Annotated in this window: 18 protein-coding genes; 12 read left to right on the top strand and 6 right to left on the bottom strand. The window is 50.1% G+C overall.

All coding sequences use genetic code 11. The features are described 5' to 3' along the window. The first annotated feature begins 50 nt into the window (after nucleotides 1-50). The 8 genes from AAH187_RS04280 (at nucleotide 51) to AAH187_RS04315 (ending at nucleotide 6,665) form a co-directional block, all read left to right on the top strand. The gene (locus tag AAH187_RS04280; RefSeq protein ID WP_342347199.1) at nucleotides 51-1,319 is read left to right on the top strand and encodes an arylsulfotransferase family protein; all 1,269 of its coding nucleotides are present in this window, start codon (nucleotides 51-53) and stop codon (nucleotides 1,317-1,319) included. A 17-nt stretch (nucleotides 1,320-1,336) separates the two neighbouring features. Beyond that, nucleotides 1,337-1,555, top strand: a complete 219-nt coding sequence (locus AAH187_RS04285; protein ID WP_342347200.1) for a hypothetical protein — start codon at nucleotides 1,337-1,339, stop codon at nucleotides 1,553-1,555. After that, complete coding sequence (locus tag AAH187_RS04290; RefSeq protein WP_342347201.1) at nucleotides 1,552-1,932, top strand: hypothetical protein; 381 nt, start codon at nucleotides 1,552-1,554, stop codon at nucleotides 1,930-1,932. The genes AAH187_RS04285 and AAH187_RS04290 overlap by 4 nt, the downstream gene beginning before the upstream one ends. Continuing rightward, nucleotides 1,916-3,001, top strand: coding sequence for a sulfotransferase (locus tag AAH187_RS04295; protein ID WP_342347202.1), 1,086 nt, complete (start codon nucleotides 1,916-1,918; stop codon nucleotides 2,999-3,001). The genes AAH187_RS04290 and AAH187_RS04295 overlap by 17 nt, the downstream gene beginning before the upstream one ends. A gap of 187 nt (nucleotides 3,002-3,188) precedes the next feature. Then, complete coding sequence (locus AAH187_RS04300; protein ID WP_342347203.1) at nucleotides 3,189-3,500, top strand: DUF2007 domain-containing protein; 312 nt, start codon at nucleotides 3,189-3,191, stop codon at nucleotides 3,498-3,500. 393 nt (nucleotides 3,501-3,893) lie between these two features. Beyond that, nucleotides 3,894-4,220 (top strand): hypothetical protein, encoded by a 327-nt coding sequence (locus AAH187_RS04305; RefSeq protein WP_342347204.1) that lies wholly within the window; start codon nucleotides 3,894-3,896, stop codon nucleotides 4,218-4,220. Between the two features lie 28 nt (nucleotides 4,221-4,248). After that, the gene (locus AAH187_RS04310) at nucleotides 4,249-5,400 is read left to right on the top strand and encodes a hypothetical protein (protein WP_342347205.1); all 1,152 of its coding nucleotides are present in this window, start codon (nucleotides 4,249-4,251) and stop codon (nucleotides 5,398-5,400) included. Between the two features lie 107 nt (nucleotides 5,401-5,507). After that, nucleotides 5,508-6,665, top strand: coding sequence for a phage tail sheath C-terminal domain-containing protein (locus AAH187_RS04315; protein ID WP_342347206.1), 1,158 nt, complete (start codon nucleotides 5,508-5,510; stop codon nucleotides 6,663-6,665). 87 nt (nucleotides 6,666-6,752) lie between these two features. Here the strand turns inward: AAH187_RS04315 and AAH187_RS04320 are convergent, their stop codons facing one another. The 5 genes from AAH187_RS04320 to AAH187_RS04340 all read right to left on the bottom strand — a co-directional run bounded on the left by AAH187_RS04320 (nucleotide 6,753) and on the right by AAH187_RS04340 (nucleotide 10,182). Beyond that, entirely contained in the window at nucleotides 6,753-7,148 is a 396-nt protein-coding gene (locus AAH187_RS04320; protein WP_342347207.1) for a hypothetical protein, read from the bottom strand. 187 nt (nucleotides 7,149-7,335) lie between these two features. Then, on the bottom strand, nucleotides 7,336-8,274 hold the full coding sequence (locus AAH187_RS04325; protein ID WP_342347208.1) for an RluA family pseudouridine synthase: 939 nt from the start codon (nucleotides 8,272-8,274) through the stop codon (nucleotides 7,336-7,338). A 70-nt stretch (nucleotides 8,275-8,344) separates the two neighbouring features. Further along, nucleotides 8,345-9,217 carry an MOSC N-terminal beta barrel domain-containing protein gene (locus AAH187_RS04330; RefSeq protein WP_342347209.1) on the bottom strand — a complete coding sequence of 291 codons (873 nt, stop codon included), beginning with the start codon at nucleotides 9,215-9,217 and terminating at the stop codon, nucleotides 8,345-8,347. A 176-nt stretch (nucleotides 9,218-9,393) separates the two neighbouring features. Beyond that, nucleotides 9,394-9,852 (bottom strand): group 1 truncated hemoglobin, encoded by a 459-nt coding sequence (locus AAH187_RS04335; protein WP_342347210.1) that lies wholly within the window; start codon nucleotides 9,850-9,852, stop codon nucleotides 9,394-9,396. An 87-nt stretch (nucleotides 9,853-9,939) separates the two neighbouring features. Next, nucleotides 9,940-10,182 (bottom strand): thioredoxin family protein, encoded by a 243-nt coding sequence (locus AAH187_RS04340; RefSeq protein ID WP_342347211.1) that lies wholly within the window; start codon nucleotides 10,180-10,182, stop codon nucleotides 9,940-9,942. Between the two features lie 109 nt (nucleotides 10,183-10,291). On the opposite strand from AAH187_RS04340, the gene AAH187_RS04345 reads away from it, so the two are divergent. Then, complete coding sequence (locus AAH187_RS04345) at nucleotides 10,292-10,858, top strand: MarR family transcriptional regulator (RefSeq protein WP_342347212.1); 567 nt, start codon at nucleotides 10,292-10,294, stop codon at nucleotides 10,856-10,858. A 120-nt stretch (nucleotides 10,859-10,978) separates the two neighbouring features. Here the strand turns inward: AAH187_RS04345 and AAH187_RS04350 are convergent, their stop codons facing one another. Next, nucleotides 10,979-11,887 (bottom strand): TerC family protein, encoded by a 909-nt coding sequence (locus AAH187_RS04350; RefSeq protein WP_342347213.1) that lies wholly within the window; start codon nucleotides 11,885-11,887, stop codon nucleotides 10,979-10,981. Nucleotides 11,888-12,110: 223 nt separating this feature from the next. On the opposite strand from AAH187_RS04350, the gene lexA reads away from it, so the two are divergent. From lexA to dnaE, 3 genes are all read left to right on the top strand, one after another. Continuing rightward, nucleotides 12,111-12,653 carry a transcriptional repressor LexA gene (gene lexA / locus AAH187_RS04355; protein ID WP_342347214.1) on the top strand — a complete coding sequence of 181 codons (543 nt, stop codon included), beginning with the start codon at nucleotides 12,111-12,113 and terminating at the stop codon, nucleotides 12,651-12,653. Between the two features lie 10 nt (nucleotides 12,654-12,663). Next, nucleotides 12,664-13,866, top strand: coding sequence for a hypothetical protein (locus AAH187_RS04360; RefSeq protein WP_342347215.1), 1,203 nt, complete (start codon nucleotides 12,664-12,666; stop codon nucleotides 13,864-13,866). 323 nt (nucleotides 13,867-14,189) lie between these two features. Next, nucleotides 14,190-16,699 (top strand): DNA polymerase III subunit alpha (dnaE, locus tag AAH187_RS04365; RefSeq protein ID WP_342347216.1); only part of this gene is annotated, 2,510 nt, incomplete at its 3' end.

A 16,699-nucleotide genomic window follows, 5' to 3' on the forward strand; every position in this document is an offset into this window, starting at 1 on the left:
CATTCCGTCACTATCGCTCCAGTACCTTTATAAACCGGATAGGCCAATTCATGAAGCAAAAGTTTGCACGAATCACATTTATCATCTCAATCATATTTTTAGTGACGTTGGGCAGTTTCACCTATGGGTTATTAGTTGGGGCTTATAACTTTTGGCCATTTCAATTTATTTCCCTTATGAAACAAGCTGTCGTATCCCTTTACCAAACAAAGACCATTTCTCCGGTTAACCAGGTGGTAACTGCCCCGCCCTATGCCTCACGGGAACGAGTAAGGCATGTTCCAGAATTAAATATACCCGGCTTCCTGGCCATTATGGGGTATGACCAAAATAAAGCTCAGAATGTGATTTGGCTTATCGATGAAAAAGGAATAGAACATCATGTATGGCCTATCAATTATGATCTTATTGACCCTGATGGACCTTCTCGTGGTTCAGATGGCCCGCATGGCCTTCAGGTCCTGAGGGACGGTTCTGTCATTCTCAATTTCGAAATGGGTGATGCCATGGCTCGCTTGGACGCATGCGGACAACCAATATGGATTAAAGAAGGGATCTATCATCATCAAATTGAATTGAACCAAAATGAAGAATTATGGACGTGGGAGGCAGACGATAACCCTATAAGTCAATTTCAATATCTCATTAAAGTCGACTCGAAAACTGGTGAAACGATTCAACGGATAAGCTTAAAAGATGATGTGATTTTACCATCACCGCAAAATGCGTTGGCGTTTTCCATTCCCCCAGGCTTTGAATTTAAACATTTTCAGGGGGAACCAAATACTCTGGATCAGGATATTTTTCACCCAAATGATATTGAAGAATTAACAGCCGACATGGCTGTTCATTTTCCCCAATTTACTTCTGGTGACCTTTTAATAAGCTTACGTCATCTTGATTTAATAGCCGTATTGGACCCCGTGACCCACAATGTTAAATGGGCAAAGAATGGGCCATGGCGGTTTCAGCATGATCCGGACTTTACTGAAGATGGAACCATCAGTGTCTATGACAATAATAAAGGGCATCAATTTTCCAAAATCATGGAAGTGGATCCAATAACAGGAAAAACCTGGTATCGATTTCCGCAGGCGGAATTTGAATTCAATAATAGCAGTATGGGAACCCATCAGCGACTTCCTCATGGAGGAGAATTAATTAGTGTTCCAATGGAAGGCCGGGTATTAGTGGTTAACCCCAATGGCAAAATGGCCTTTGAATTCAATAATATCATGTCAGAGGAATTTAATTCCGACGTTCAAAATGCCATGTGGTTGCCGAAGGATTTCTTTCATGTTCCACCCTCATGCCCATAAAAAATGGAGTGAATATTATGAAAATTTTCAATTTGATCATGGCCCTTGTGATACTTATTGCGCTCCCTTCCTACGGGGAAGCCTACGTTGGACCGGGACTAGGACTGGGAGTTGTTGGAGCCGTCATCGGGGTCATTGTCGCCATATTTCTCGCGTTCATTGGAATGTTATGGTACCCCATTAAGCGCTTCATCTTGAGAAATTCGTCACAAGGTAATGATGCCGATCAATCATGATTTACATTTCACTGTTTATTTTATGTATCCTTGTGATCGAGGCATCTTATTGGCTGGGAATCATGGGCCACATCCGTGCAATTATTGTCAATTCCAAAGCATCAATTGACTGTATTTTATCCAAAAATATAACCGATGCCGAGAAAGAAAAAACCGCCAGGACAAATTCTCTAGCTATCCTCAAGGACACGTTTCTTTTTGTCGCGAAATTCGGCATGGCTGCGAGCATAGCCTTTGCCATGTATGGTGTCCTTCATCAATTCACAGACATTTCCCTGGATCAATTCGCAAGCCTTTTTTTTAGTTGGAGCGTGCTGGTCACCCTTTCAATTTTTTCCATTGTCTACATGAAAATCCGTTATGGCCAATTTAAATAGATATAACGGGATTGAACGCCTGCTCCACCATCTCGCCTTCGATTATCCCTTCATCCAAAAAATATTGTGTGATTTAGAAACGGATTTGTTTTCGGCTTCCCTGAAAAAGAAAACGGTTACGAAACCTGTTTTTGTGACAGGTCTTCCCCGCGCCGGAACAACCCTGCTTTTGGAGACAATTTATAATACCGGGGAGTTCGCCACGTTTACCTATCGACAAATGCCTTTCATCCTGACTCCCCTGCTCTGGAATAGGATCTCCAGCCGGTTTCAACGCTTGGGCAACACGCTTGAACGCGCCCACGGAGACGGCGTTCTAATCTCTTTTGATAGTCCTGAGGCCTTCGAAGAAGTTATCTGGCTTGGATCATTAAAAGACAAAATTGTCGGGAAGAATACCTTGCATCCTGTTTTACCAACAGACCTGACGGAAGAATTCAGGGAATCTTTCCGGCACATCATAAAGAAGCTGTTGGTCTTACAAGACAGCACGCACCAGGGTGAACATTCCCGGTATCTCTCAAAAAATAATGCCAACGTGTCGCGCCTCAAGGCTATAACTTCTATTTTTCCTGATGCCATCATTCTTGTTCCCTTTCGGCACCCTTTAACTCACGTCAAATCATTAATGAATCAGCATCAGCGGTTTTCAGCCGAGCATAGTACTGATGCTTTTTCCAAAAAGTACATGGAGTGGATTGGTCATTACGAATTTGGTGCAAATATTCGTCCCATTGACTTTGATGGCCAAATCACACAAACATTACGCTTCAATTTTGAGGATCCGAATTTTTGGCTTGCCTATTGGTCAAAGGCTTACCAACATTGTTTGGTAGAGGCCTCAGCGAATATGGTTTTCATTGATTTTGATTTCCTCTTGCAGGAAGGAGAACATGTTCTAAGAAAAATCGGCAAAACGATTGATATTTCAAATATTGAAACTTTGACAGAACACGCTGCAACCTTCCGGAATCCGAAAAGCTCCTCCATTGAGATAGGAGACCTATTGCCGGAAGTATGGAAAGAAGCGCAAATGGTACACGAACAACTGTGTCAACGGCGGTTATGAATAGTAAGAATTCTCTTCTTTCTGCTTCCACCCAAAAATTTTCCATGCTATTTCAGGGCAATATGGCAGGCTCGATATACGAATAACTGAATATTTACTCCTCCAGAGTTTGAATAACCTCAGCATGAATATCTACATCTAACCTCCATTAGTGAATATTCAATGACGGGTTAACCGTCCATCTGCTATGAAACTGCTCTACGTCTCTCAAAGCCTCATCGACGTCGAAACGCGCAAAGAACTGTTAGATCAGGCTCGGATACCGGCCACAATCAAGAATCAACGCTCGGCAATGCTGGGAGGGGAAGTGCCGTTTGTTGAAGTCTTCCCGGAACTGTGGGTGCTGAAGGACGAGGATTTTGACCGGGCCAACAGGTTACTTCAAGAGTGGGAAGAAGCTAAGCCTCTCGAAACAACGAGATGGACCTGTTCCGGATGCGGGGAATGGCATCAAAAAGAATTCACCACATGCTGGAAATGCGGGCTGGAAAGACGGTAAAAGAGTTCAGCCTGGTCTTCCCAAGGCTATATTTATTCTTGGGACTCCCATAATCTTGTGCTCTTCGGCACACGCATGACACGTTCCATAATGGATCACGCTGAATTCTGGCGTATCCACCTTGGCCCGGATCCTTTGCTGTTGGCTCAGATGACCAGTCTGATTTAACCTGAACCAAGGCTTCACGTCTGTCTCTAATCTCTACAGGTTGATATCTGTATTTTTACACTCTGAGGCCACTTAGATTTTATTTAATGTTTTAAGGTTGATCGCTTTGTTGGCGATAGGGCTACAAAGCGAATTGTTGCGGCTTTCGTCGGAGAGAATCTAAGTAAGGTTTCAAAATACTTTCTTCGACTACAGATGATTTTCACTCAGCCTCTGGTTGAGGTAATGTCTCTTGCAGGTGAATGGAAGTGGATGAAGGAATTTTCAGTGGTCGGAAGGGAAAGCGTGAGTGTAGTGCTGTGGGAAGCCTTTATGATTGACCTTATTTTGACGATTTTTGGAACTGTAGTGGTATTAATTTTGTCTTTTATTGCACCAATTTTTCTGTTAACTGGAGAACTTTTTCTTGGTATTTTGAGCTTAGGGTATTATCGACCTCAATTAAAAAAGGAGGCCCTTAAAAGCGAACTGCCATATAGAGAGATCAGTTTTTGGGTAGGTCTAACAATTTGGATTGGATTTATCCTTTATGCCACATACCCTCAAAACTGAAAGAATGGAAATTAGATAGCAAAAAATAATGCTTTCCACAAAGTTAATCTGCAGCAGCATTCTTATTCTTTTGCTCTTTGGGCTGCCTCCTCTGGGTATTGTCTTATCTGGCCAAGCTCTTCCCTACGATTTGACTCTATTGCCCATTCCCCTACAGGCAGGAGAGGCGTCTCTTTCCTGGCCGATATTCGGCCTGCTGGCCCTGCTCATTTCTGGAACTCTTGCCCCGTTTCTGTGGCGATATGGAAAAACCCGGTGCCACAGCACAGTCAAATCCGCTTCTGCTAAAGGGTTTCCCTGGTGGGGTTGGATGGGAGTCGGATGGACGGCTTTCGCCTGGATATTAGCCTGGACGCGCTTTTCCTGGTTTCAAGAATGGCAACCACAAACCTTCCCGCTCCTTTGGTTCGGCTATATTGTCGTCATCAATGCCTTATGTTTTTCACGAACCGGCCAATGCCTTCTCATAAATCAGCCCAAAGTTCTCTTCAAACTCTTTTTCCTTAGCGCCATCTTTTGGTGGATATTTGAATACCTCAATCAGTTCGTGCAGAACTGGCATTACGTCGGGATACCGGAGGCTCATCCGCTTCTCACATTCTTTTGGACGACCATCGCATTTTCAACAGTTCTGCCAGCCGTCCTGGCTACCTATGCGTACCTCTTTTCATTTGTGCAGATGAAGGCACCGTTTGAGAAATGGTATGCCATCTCCATGGTCGATTCTCCACGAACGGGATGGCTGATGTTCAGTCTTGGTTGTTTCGGGTTGCTGATGATTGGGATTTGGCCCACGCTGCTGTATTCTCTTCTCTGGGTGAGCCCGCTTCTGATCATGTTAGGAATACAAATAATACGGAGGGTTCCAACCGTTCTGTCGCCATTGTCGAAAGGAAACTGGAGTCCCGTGGTTCTTTCCGCTCTGGCAGCCCTGGCTTGTGGAGGATTTTGGGAGATGTGGAATGCCTACAGCCTTGTCCATTGGGAATATTCAATTCCCTACGTCCACATACTCCAGATAGGGGAAATGCCGATCCTCGGTTACGCGGGCTATTTGCCGTTCGGCCTCGAATGTCTGACGGTCGCAGCCTTTTTTCTTGGAAATCAGAATCTCAGAGGTGAAACCTATGCTGGAAACTCTAGCATGCGATTGAAGGCCGTATCAGCCCGTTCCTCCTGAGGCTCTCGAAGCATGATGCAATACGGATCCATAGCCGTTATCAGATTCATGACGATGTTCATACTCTCTGAGGCTAAGGACCACAGAAAGAGATCGAACGGTTTTTTATGAAAAAATTTCACTCGACTCCCGGCACATCAATCCACAAACAGTCTTTCCTCCCTCCTGCGATCGAACCGGCCTCCACCTCAACCGCGGCCATCATCGGTTCATTTTCCAAGGGGTCGATGACGTCTCCACAACAGGTCCAGACGTGGGTGGCATTTGAGAAAGAATACGGGGGACTAACAAAAGACGCTCTCTCCTCCCACTGCATCAAACAGTTCTTTGATAATGGAGGAAAGACCATTTGGGTGGTACGCATCGGAACGGGACAGATCAAAGGCATCTCTCCCTTTCTGCAAGGTCTTGCTCTTCTCGACCGCATAGGGGGTTTCAATACTTTGATCATTCCTCAAATCGAGCAGCTCCCGGATACCCATGCGATCAAAGTCATGCATGCAGCCATTGCTCTTGTTGCCAAACACCGTGCGATGTATGTCCTGGATGTCCCCCAACGCGATACCCCCCGACACACGGTCAGGACTCTGATAACCTGGTTTAAGCATCAATCAGGCATTCACCATCCGAATGTGGCCATGTACGTTCCGCGTGTCCAGGTCCCCCAGTCACTTAAGAAAGCACCCCTGCATACCATCTCCGCCAGCGGAGCTATGGCTGGTGTCTTGGCCAGAACCGATCAACAACGAGGAGTATGGAAATCTCCGGCAGGAACGGAGGCCATCCTTCATGGGATTCAGGGTATCGAACAGACACTGACGCAACCGGAAATGGGGCAACTCACTAAATTGGGGATTAATCCAATCCGGCAAATGTCACCGTCACAGTTTGTCGCATGGGGTGCACGGACCCTCGCACCCACCAGGGAGTGGCAGTATCTTTCGGTCCGTCGTCTGGGATTGTTTCTGGAATCAAGCATACAACAGGGATTATGGTGGGTGGTGGGTGAACCAAACGACGAAGCTCTGTGGACTCACATTCGCCAAACAATTGAGATATTTCTCCAATCACTCTTCCGGCAGGGGGCCTTTCAAGGGCAAAAAACCCAGGAGGCCTATTTTGTCAAATGCGGGCGGGATACCATTTCGGCCTCTGACCAGACTGCCGGCATCGTCAACATCATGATCGGATTCGCTCCACTCAAACCAGCTGAATTCATGATTCTTAACATCCAGCAGAAAGCCAAACCTTTCGGCCAAGTGTGATTACCCTTTTTCACTGACATTGCGAAACCGCAGTTTTTTTTTAAGGCTAGAGTAAGTGGGAAATGAATGTGCTTGCCCACTCAGGATTTAGGCGGCAATCTCAACCGAATCCCCTACCGATAAGGCAAAGCCAAACAGTCCCAAATAGTGAGCGGTAAAGACGACCCGCCTTGAAGCATCCCCTTCGGTATGAAAATGTTCAGAAACGAAGAAGGGAAACCAGAAGCTGGTGGTAATGACGACTCGTGGATAGGCTTGCTGATCGGGGTCGGAACGCCACACGGTATAGGGAGCCTCGACAGTATCCAAAGCTCGACGAACGTGATCCTGCTCCCGTTCCAGTTTCACAAAAAACGGCTGACTCGACATCATCACATGGGAGTACCAGAACGTGGCATTTTCAAGACAGGCGGCTTGACTGGACACGTTGGACACATACCCTGCAATTACCGCCATCAACAGCAGGAGTATCTTACGCCACATTTTGATTCATTCTTTCTCGATGCGTATTGATTACGAAAAATCTTAGAGGCCCAACCCGCCTCAACCCATGGCCGCTCAAGCCAGACGGCTCTGTTTTTTCATCTCTCTCGATTGTAACGGTCAGATGAGAAAAAACTTGATGGAGATTAACTGCAAATCCAGGAGAGGAGCAGAGGGTCAAAATCCACTATCTACAGAGTAACGACTGACAAATCCCTTGCATGTCCAATGGAAGATCCACTGAATATTCCTGCAGTATCCCGGATACGGGATGCTGAAATCCCAATGTGCGTGCATGGAGCATCACCCGTGGAATGTCGATCTCCGTGACCCGGCAGACGTTCTGACCGCCATACGTCTCATCCCCCAAAATCGGGCACCCTAAAGACGCCAGATGAACGCGAAGCTGATGTGTCCGACCTGTGCGTGGAGACAAGACCACTCGTGAGACCAAGTCCCCAAATTTCGTCACGATCCGATACTCCGTGACCGCCCGTTGTGGTTGCGCGGTATTGGATGAAACCTTTTTCGGTTCTCCCCGATCCCGACCGATGGGTAACTCGATCACTCCCTGCTCATCCCGGGGTGTGCCCCAGACGAGTGCCTCGTAGATTCGATCGATCGAGTGTGTTTCAAACTGTGCCGCCAGCGTACGATGGGCATGATCGGTCTTGGCGACCACCATCACTCCGGAGGTATCCTTATCCAGTCGATGGACCAGTCCTGGTAACGCCGTTTTCCCATTGGACATTTCTGCATCGGCATGATTTGGAATATGGGCCAACAGCGCATTGAGCACTGTGCCCTCCCAGTTCCCTGACGCGGGATGCACCACCACTCCCGCAGGCTTGTTCAGCACCAGGAGGACTTCATCTTCGTGAAGAATTTCCAATGGCATGGCTTTCCCGTCGACCAGGAGCGGTCCCGGCTGGGGAACATCCATCGTTATGTGATCGCCTGGTTGAATGGTGTGGCTCGGTTTGACCATCCTGGCATTGACACGGATCCGTCCCAACTCGATCAATCGTTGCAACCGGGAACGGGATATGTCCCGCTCACGGTTGACTAAAAATTGATCAAGGCGTTTGCGGGCTTCACCCGCCGTCACGACAAATTCAGTAATCATAGTAGTCAATCAGAATTGGTGAACGAGTGGAAGGTCAGACGGGTGGCTATGGGAAACATGCAAAGACCGATTAGTCGACCAGTCGTACGCGGTCACCGCAGCGAATCATACCGCCCTGTGTGACTGACGCATACACCCCAACATTGCCGTAATTGTGTTGGACAGCGGTACGAAGAATTCCTGTGTCCTTCGGAAGGTCTCCTTGCGCTAATGTCGTCATCACGCAACGACCGCAGGAGCCGGTGATCTTCAGGCGCACCTCGTCCCCGATACCCAGTGTATGATCGATCCAGGCTTGTTCGATAAATCCTTCCTGCCCATCCCCTGCAGATTCCACTACCAGGTTCGGACGAAATCGTGGCTCCTCGAAACGCCCTTCCGGATACGCACCACGAAGCTGGTTGAGCGTGGAGGTGGTCAGTAGATGCACCATGGCAGCATCGAAAAAAGTGCCAGTCGGAAGCGAAAAATCCGTCACCGTGTCCCGCTTCTCCCGGCCATCCATATCGGGCCAGTATTCTTCCGACTGCGCCATCCAGGTTCCAGCCATGACTGATTGAACTCCAGTTACCCGGCCCCCTTCGATGACTGCCAGCGAGACCTCACGGTTCAGGGCTTGCGAGAGGACCTGAGACAGATCCTTTTGCTCGCTGGTGATAATTGTGCCATCGGGCAAAGTGATGCGGACGCAAGGGACCATTTCATTGTCACTGACCGCCTCCATGAGGCTCGACTGAAAGGCAAAAAGATTCGGCCATTTTTTGGGGTTTTTGGCGGTGGCCACTTTGCCATCGGCCTTATCCAGAATCGCGTAGACCCGATCTCCTTGAAGTCCGTGGGCGGTGACCTGAGCAAGGTCTAAGACCTCACCCCTCATCGACTTGACTGGATAGCGCCACAACGACTGAACGACTCCCATTTCGGTTTGCGAAACATTCCTCACGTTGAATTCTCCTTTTTGAATAGTAACCTCCCGGCACGATGACACAGCCATTCACAGGTATCGCTGACTTTTACGCAAGGCCCCGTTAGTGCTCTCTATAAGAACAAGCCAGGGTACTTGGGAGGATGAGGCACATCCTCCCAAGAATATCACAGAACCAATTACCCCAGGTAGAGTTATGGAATTTCGACAATATCGGACTTCATGGATCCGAGCAACCCGAGTAACTCCTTCTGTTCCGCTTGCGGAACCTTGAATGTATCGAGGGCAGCAACCAGGTCCTCCACCATAGCCGTAAAGTCGGCATTGCTGATGCGCATTCCCGCATGCGTCGTCTTCATGTCCCTGCCCGTATAGGTGCAGGGTCCACCAGTCGCTCCACAGACTTGATCCACCAGATGTCCCTTCAGTTTCGGGATATCGGTAGTGGCAAAGCGACCGTTGATACGCTGATCGTCAGCGACATTGCCGACAAATTCATCGATGACGGCTGTGATAGCCGGCTTTCCTCCTAACCGGTCGTACAACGATGCCGTCGCCTTTCCTGCCGGGGGTTCAACCGTTGAACAAGCAACCCCACTCAGGAACAGCCCGACAGCTAACCCGAGATACATACCCTTCACACAGACACGCATACCATTTTCTCCTTTCGTTGCTAACTGAGAGCCGGTTCAGACGATTTATCGCAATCCGTCTCACTCCTGTAAATCAAGTCTTTCGCCTTAAAGACTGGCTTTCACATCACCCATGGACGCACCAAAATTCACGTGAAACACCTGCCCCTCTAACACCAGCGCCGGAACAGACTTCACCCCTGCCGTTTCGGCCTCACCCACCCGATCGGGTTTTTTCGCAAAGTGCACGATTTCCAGATCGTATTGCTGACGATCAATGGCCTGAGTCACCATCGTCTCCGCAGACACACAGACCTGACACCCTGCATGATAAAACACGGCTTTTTTCATAACCTGTCTCCTTTTTGAAATTTTATATTAGTATTGAGTCGAAACTAAATGAAATTTAACAGCGATATTCGTATTTGTCAAATCTGTATCGAGGCGATACAATTGTCCTATGAGCGCACAAGAAGCCAATGATGTCCTAGAGCGATTATGCAACCTGCAACGGATGGAGGCACGGGCGTTTGGTCTGCGTTACGGATTACAGCCAGTGCAGATGGAAGCCCTCACATATCTGACGCAATGCAATCGCTATTCGAATACGCCGCAAGCCGTGGCGGAGTATCTCGGACTCACGAAGGGAACCGTCTCTCAATCGCTTAAGGTTTTAGAGCAGAAGGGATATTTGCGGAAGCAAGCGGATAATGAGGACAAACGAATCGTACGCCTTGCGCCGACCAGCAAGGGTAGCCATCTCGTTAAAAAATCTCTTCTCGCCAGAAGCCTGGAACCGGCACTGGCGATGACGGACTCCATGAAAATCGCTGAATTGACTTCGGTGTTCCGCTCAATCTTGCGAGACATGCAGCAGGCCAATGGACGAAAAGCCTTTGGTGCCTGCCACACCTGTCGGTTCAATGAAGATCGTCAGAAGAACGGGTACGTCTGCGGTTTGACACGAGAACCGTTAAGCGTGCAAGACATTCAATTGATCTGCCGCGAGCACCAATATCCGCAATAACGCATCTTGCACCACATCATCTAGGACTTCCCCCACACAGACGGGTGGCCAAAATCATATTCTTTCCCCTCTTGTGTGCAAGCCTTTAAATGCTTCCTGTCGCGCTCGCTTGTTTTTCGGCTATTCGGAAATCGTCTTGTACAGTTTGACCGGGGCCCGTTTTTTCCGCATGCGAATATTGAGCATTTCCACCGTCACGGAAAACGCCATGGCAAAATAGATATAGCCCTTCGGGACATGCACCTCGAACCCCTCCACCATCAGGGTCACACCCACGAGAATGAGAAAGGAGAGGGCAAGAACTTTGATGGTCGGATGCTCATCGACAAAATCTCCAATCGCTTGTGCGGCCATCAGCATCACGAGTACGGCCAGGATGATGGCGATGGCCATGAGAGAAATCTGATCGACCAGACCGACCGCGGTGATCACCGAATCCAATGAAAACACAATATCCAAAACCGCAATCTGAACGAGAACCATTCCCAAGCTGGCCGCGACAGTTGCGCGCCCGCTCTCTTCTTCTAGCCCTTCCAGACTGTTATGGATTTCATGCGTAGCTTTTGCCATGAGAAACAGTCCACCGCCGACCAGAATAATATCACGACCTGAAATCGCCTGGGTGAGCACCGTCACCAGCGGTTCAGTGAGTCCCATGACCCAGGAAATCGAAAACAGCAATCCCAGGCGCGCCACCATGGCGAGACCAAGCCCTGCTCTTCTGGCAAACACCCGCTGACTCTCGGGAAGACGTCCGACCAGGATGGAGATAAAAATAATGTTATCGATCCCCAGGACAATTTCTAACGCGGTTAACGTGCCTAATGCGATCCATGCTTCAGGACTTGTCAGCCATTCAAACATCAGATTCTCCTCTTCTTTCTTGTGAACATCGAATATGTTGAGGCATGTCGGCAGCAACATTCCTGCACGGCGATGCGCGACCGTGCAGGATGCGCCTGCATGAACATGCGGGCTTTTTTCATAGGGTAGATCTTGATCACTTCTTGGTTCGTGGACAGAAAACATTGTTGACCGGTCATCTCACGATGATCTGTCTTATGGGCGACATTCTCCGAGACTGTCCATAGACGGCATGAGAGATCCGCACCCTTCAGCATGAGAGAGATATGGAAAAACATCTAAATAAATTAATTAGTTATAATATTTATCTTCAATGCAGCCTGAATGCGAAGGTGGTCAAACGACCTCGTCTTGACACCTCTCATGCCATCATGTAACCATTGGTTACATGACGCCTGAAGCCTTCAAACAGATTCGGCAACGTCTCGGATTAACTCAAGCTCAACTGGCTGAACGCCTCCGCACCACTCGCATGACCATTACCCGCTACGAATGCGGGATGCGCCGGATTCCTGGAGTGGTCGAAGCCATCCTCTCACAACTGGATTCTCCGACACAGATTCCCATGGCCGGCATCGTCGCCGCCGGCAATCCGATTGAACCCATTCCCCAAACCGAACTGGTGGAGGTTCCACCTTCCATGCTGCGAACGGGAGATAATTTCGCATTACGCGTAAAAGGTGAATCGATGCGGGATGAAGGCATCCTGCCGGGTGATCTGGTGATTGTACACAAGCAACGAATGGCGCGAAATGGACAAACCGTCGTCGCGCTGGTGAATCAGGAGGCGACGATTAAGAAATATTACAATAAAGAAGGGCAGATAGAACTGCATCCGGCAAACGTGACCATGGCTCCCATTCTGGTGACCTCGCAGGATGAATTTGTGATTGAAGGAGTGGTGATCGGGGTCATTCGGCATTGTGGCTAGATGAAAAACCATGGATCGTCAGATTGTCTGTTTATGTATTCCTCGATTCGAAGTGGCCCTGGCGCGCCTCGATACCCCCTCTTTACGCACCAGACCTGTCGCCGTGGCTTCCGCACATGCGTCCCGTGCCATCATCCGTGAAGTCTCTCCCGAAGCCGAAGACGCCGGAGTGATACCGGGACTTCCGGCCGACCGGGCCAGACGACGCTGTCCCTCGCTTCGGCTCGTCCCTCCCAACCCTGCTCGTGTTGCTCAAGCCCATCATGCCCTCGTGTCGTTCATGACACCGATCGCACCAGCTTGGGAGTCGTTTAGGCCGGGGCATTTTTATTTGGATTTGACCGGGACCACTCGACTCTTTGGCCCAACCTGTGACACTACGATGCGCTTAGAGCGCGATGTCACCTCACGACTTGGACTGCAAGCCGTCGCCGGTATCGGAACCAACAAACTTGTCGCGCAAATGGCCAGCTCTATCCTCACGCCGCCTCAACTCTGTGATGTCCGGGCAGGCTCCGAACAGGACTTTTTATCGCCTTTACCGGTCTCAATCCTCCCCGGGCTACGAGGTCCTGGAGGGACCGCACTCCACGCACGCTTAGCCGACTTGAATCTGCAGACCATCGGCGATGTGAGCGCCGTAAGCTTAGAAGCCTTGGAAGCCGTCTGCGGTCGATGGGGCCATCGGCTCTACCAGTGGGCACGTGGGATTGATTTCTTGCCGGTCGTATCTCCTGAGGCCTCGCTATCGTTAACCCACTCCTATCTCTTTGAGCCGGATACGCTTGACCAGGACCGGCTCCTTGGAGGCCTGTCATGTCTTCTGGATGCTCTCTGCCATGATCTACGTCGGCAACAGCGCCTGTGTCATCGCCTCAGACTGACGCTACTCTCTAGTGATCAGCTCATGGTTCACCGCTCATCTGTCTTATCCACACCCACACATTGGGAGGTTGATATGTTTCCATCAGCTCAGACCTTATTCCGTCGTTGCTTCCAACGACGCGTGCGTGTGCGCTCACTGACCATTCGAAGCAATAGCTTTCGTCCCCCACCCGAACAACTGTCGCTCTTTCCATTACAGGACGAGAAAGAACCTCAGACACCACCCCGTCCCCATCGCTTGGCATTAGCCCTTGATCATTTGCATACCCGGTTCGGCATGAAAGTCATTCAATGGGGACGCTCACACATGGCCTCTCGCTTAGATTAAATATCTGAATCTTGAGGAATTCCCTAGCGATGCTCTCGCCTCTTTGGCGTGAGCATCGTCTTTTTCATGGCATTGCTTAACATGAAAAATAACCAATAGATAATAGGTTTTTTGCATTTTTAAATAATAAAAACTAACCAATAGCATTAATTATTTAGTTATACACAGGCAGAAAAAATAAAGCCTTACTTTCATCAACAAGTTATCAACACGCGTATAAAATAAAGCGATACTTTAATTAAAAAAAGGCGTGCAATTCATCGTTGAGGCCTTACTTCATGTCAGCCTTTGTCCACTTACACGTTCATTCGGAGTACTCCCCGATGCAAGGAGTGTCTACGCTGGAAGCCTTGTGCCAGACGGCAAGAGGACAGGGAGCGGAGACACTTGCCCTGACCGATACGAACGGCCTGTACGGTGCCATTCGCTTTATCGAGGTCGCACAGGCCCATGGCTTACGCCCGATCCTGGGAGCCGAACTGACCCACAACCGGCACCGCGCCGTGCTCCTGGTCAAAGATTCTTTTGGCTATACCAACCTCTGCCGCCTGCTCTCCCAACGCCATTGCGATGCCGCCTTTGACTGCATCGCCTCGGTTCAGGAACACCGCCAAGGACTGATCATTCTCTCTGATGACCTTCCCGCACTGACGGCCTGGAAACGTCACTCACCTACAGATCTGTACGTAGAGCTCTCACCTGGCGCACTCATGCACCAGGCCCTGGCCTTTAGCCGCCGCACACACATTCCTCCCGTCGCGACCAACCGGGTGCATTTCGTGACCCCGCAGGAGTTCCCCCTCCATCAAATCCTTCGCGCGATCGCCTTGAACACGACTCTCTCTCAATTACCTCCGGACGCCTGCTGTGCACCCAACCATTGGTTGATGCCGCCTGCGATGCTGGCATCACAGTTTCCCCATGTGCCTCACGCGATGGCCAACACCTGGAAGATCGCGCAGCAGTGCCAGACCGAGTGGTCGTTCAAAGAGACGATTTTCCCGAGTTTTCGCCAACTCTCCAACCCACATGCCTTCACTCTGCTACGCGAGAAGACCTACGACGGGGCCCGATGGCGGTACGGCTCCCTGACATCGGTCGTGACCGATCGGATCGAACGCGAGCTGGGCGTCATCCGGGATAAAGGTTACGCCCATTATTTTCTGGTAGTCGACGAGATTGTCCGCCAGGCGCCTCGCACCTGTGGCCGTGGATCCGCAGCGGCATCCATCGTGTCCTATTGCCTGGGCATTACCCATGTGGATCCCATCCGTCACAATCTGTTTTTTGAACGCTTTTTAAATCCCGGGCGTCACGATCCGCCTGATATCGACATAGATTTTCCCTGGGATGAGCGCGACCGCATTATAGATTTTGTCTTCGCGCGCTATGGCAGCCGGCAGGCCGGCATGGTGGCCAATCAGAATACGCTGGCGCTCCGGGCAGCCGTGCGGGAAGTCGCCAAAGTCTATGGCATGCCTCCGGCGGAAATTCAGCAGGTGAGTCGACTGCTGACTCGTCTCCCGCTCATCGATCTTCCGGCTCAACAGTCCTCAGTCTCTCCATGCAGCCAATCCGTAACCCGGCAGATCCCCCGCCCTCACCCCAGCCGAGAAAATGGAAAACCTCGCTCTTCCCCATCCTCAACGTCTTCAACGCCACATCATGGCAAAAGACCACTTTCGCCCCTTGATGGAGCCTCGACCTTCACCGATTTTTGCGAGCCATGGCCGGACATTGTCAGACTCGCCCTTCAACTTCAGGGACGGTTCCGTCACCTGTCGCTGCATTGCGGGGGCATCGTGATTGTCCCTGAGGATCTCCGTCGCTATGTGCCGGTGGAAGTGGCGGCAAAAGGTATTCCGGTCATTCAATGGGAAAAGGATCAAACGGAGGATGCCGGCCTGGTCAAAATCGATCTCCTGGGCAATCGATCTTTAGCCGTCATTCGCGATGCTCTTGCGGCAATTTTGGAACATACCGGCCGCCACATCGACTATGCCACCTGGGACCCGTTAACCGATCACCAGACACACCAGCTCATTCAACGTGGCGAAACGATCGGGTGTTTTTACATTGAATCGCCCGCCACCCGACTGCTTCTGAGAAAACTCTGGACAGGCATGCCGGCCGATCAGCGCGCGCGCGCCGACGTCTTTGAGTATCTCGTCATCGTCTCATCATTGATTCGTCCTGCCGCGAACCGGTTCATTCAAGAATTTGTCCGGCGGGCCCATGGCGGCGCTTATCGTCCCTTGCATTCGTTAGTGGAAGACGTGCTCATGGAAACCCACGGCATCATGGTGTATCAGGAAGATGTCACCAAAGTGGCCATGGGCCTGGCAGGATTTTCCGTGGAGGATGGCGATCAACTCCGAAAAATTCTCAGCAAGAAGCATAAAGAACGACAGCTTCGTGATTATCAACGCCAGTTTGTCGATGGCGCGCGCATGCGGGGCGTGGATGCTCGAACCATTGATCGGGTATGGGCGATGACGATGAGTTTTGCGGGCTATAGTTTTTGTAAGCCCCATTCAGCCAGTTATGCGCAGGTGTCATGTAAGTCGGCCTATCTCCGTGCCCATTACCCTGCTGAATTCATGGCCGCCGTCATCAGCAACCAGGGTGGGTTTTATTCCACCTTCGCCTATGTATCAGAAGCCCGCCGGATGGGGCTGACCGTTCTCACTCCGGACATCAATGCCAGCGCATGGGCATACGAGGGAGAGGGAACGACCATTCGCATGGGCTTCATGCAAATCAAAGACATCGCACGGGGATTTATTGATCGGCTTCTGGAAGAACGACATCGCCACGGCGCGTTTCAGTCGTT

This window comes from uncultured Nitrospira sp., assembly GCA_902500695.1.
In the GTDB taxonomy this organism is placed as follows: domain Bacteria; phylum Nitrospirota; class Nitrospiria; order Nitrospirales; family UBA8639; genus Nitrospira_E.

Coding starts and splice junctions, on each gene's coding strand:
- AAH187_RS04280 (WP_342347199.1), top strand. CDS start 51: ATGAAGCAAAAGTTTGCACGAATCACATTTATCATCTCAATCATATTT.
- AAH187_RS04285 (WP_342347200.1), top strand. CDS start 1,337: ATGAAAATTTTCAATTTGATCATGGCCCTTGTGATACTTATTGCGCTC.
- AAH187_RS04290 (WP_342347201.1), top strand. CDS start 1,552: ATGATTTACATTTCACTGTTTATTTTATGTATCCTTGTGATCGAGGCA.
- AAH187_RS04295 (WP_342347202.1), top strand. CDS start 1,916: ATGGCCAATTTAAATAGATATAACGGGATTGAACGCCTGCTCCACCAT.
- AAH187_RS04300 (WP_342347203.1), top strand. CDS start 3,189: ATGAAACTGCTCTACGTCTCTCAAAGCCTCATCGACGTCGAAACGCGC.
- AAH187_RS04305 (WP_342347204.1), top strand. CDS start 3,894: ATGTCTCTTGCAGGTGAATGGAAGTGGATGAAGGAATTTTCAGTGGTC.
- AAH187_RS04310 (WP_342347205.1), top strand. CDS start 4,249: ATGCTTTCCACAAAGTTAATCTGCAGCAGCATTCTTATTCTTTTGCTC.
- AAH187_RS04315 (WP_342347206.1), top strand. CDS start 5,508: ATGAAAAAATTTCACTCGACTCCCGGCACATCAATCCACAAACAGTCT.
- AAH187_RS04320 (WP_342347207.1), bottom strand. CDS start 7,148: ATGTGGCGTAAGATACTCCTGCTGTTGATGGCGGTAATTGCAGGGTAT.
- AAH187_RS04325 (WP_342347208.1), bottom strand. CDS start 8,274: ATGATTACTGAATTTGTCGTGACGGCGGGTGAAGCCCGCAAACGCCTT.
- AAH187_RS04335 (WP_342347210.1), bottom strand. CDS start 9,852: ATGCGTGTCTGTGTGAAGGGTATGTATCTCGGGTTAGCTGTCGGGCTG.
- AAH187_RS04340 (WP_342347211.1), bottom strand. CDS start 10,182: ATGAAAAAAGCCGTGTTTTATCATGCAGGGTGTCAGGTCTGTGTGTCT.
- AAH187_RS04345 (WP_342347212.1), top strand. CDS start 10,292: ATGAGCGCACAAGAAGCCAATGATGTCCTAGAGCGATTATGCAACCTG.
- AAH187_RS04350 (WP_342347213.1), bottom strand. CDS start 11,887: ATGTTTTCTGTCCACGAACCAAGAAGTGATCAAGATCTACCCTATGAA.
- lexA (WP_342347214.1), top strand. CDS start 12,111: ATGACGCCTGAAGCCTTCAAACAGATTCGGCAACGTCTCGGATTAACT.
- AAH187_RS04360 (WP_342347215.1), top strand. CDS start 12,664: ATGGATCGTCAGATTGTCTGTTTATGTATTCCTCGATTCGAAGTGGCC.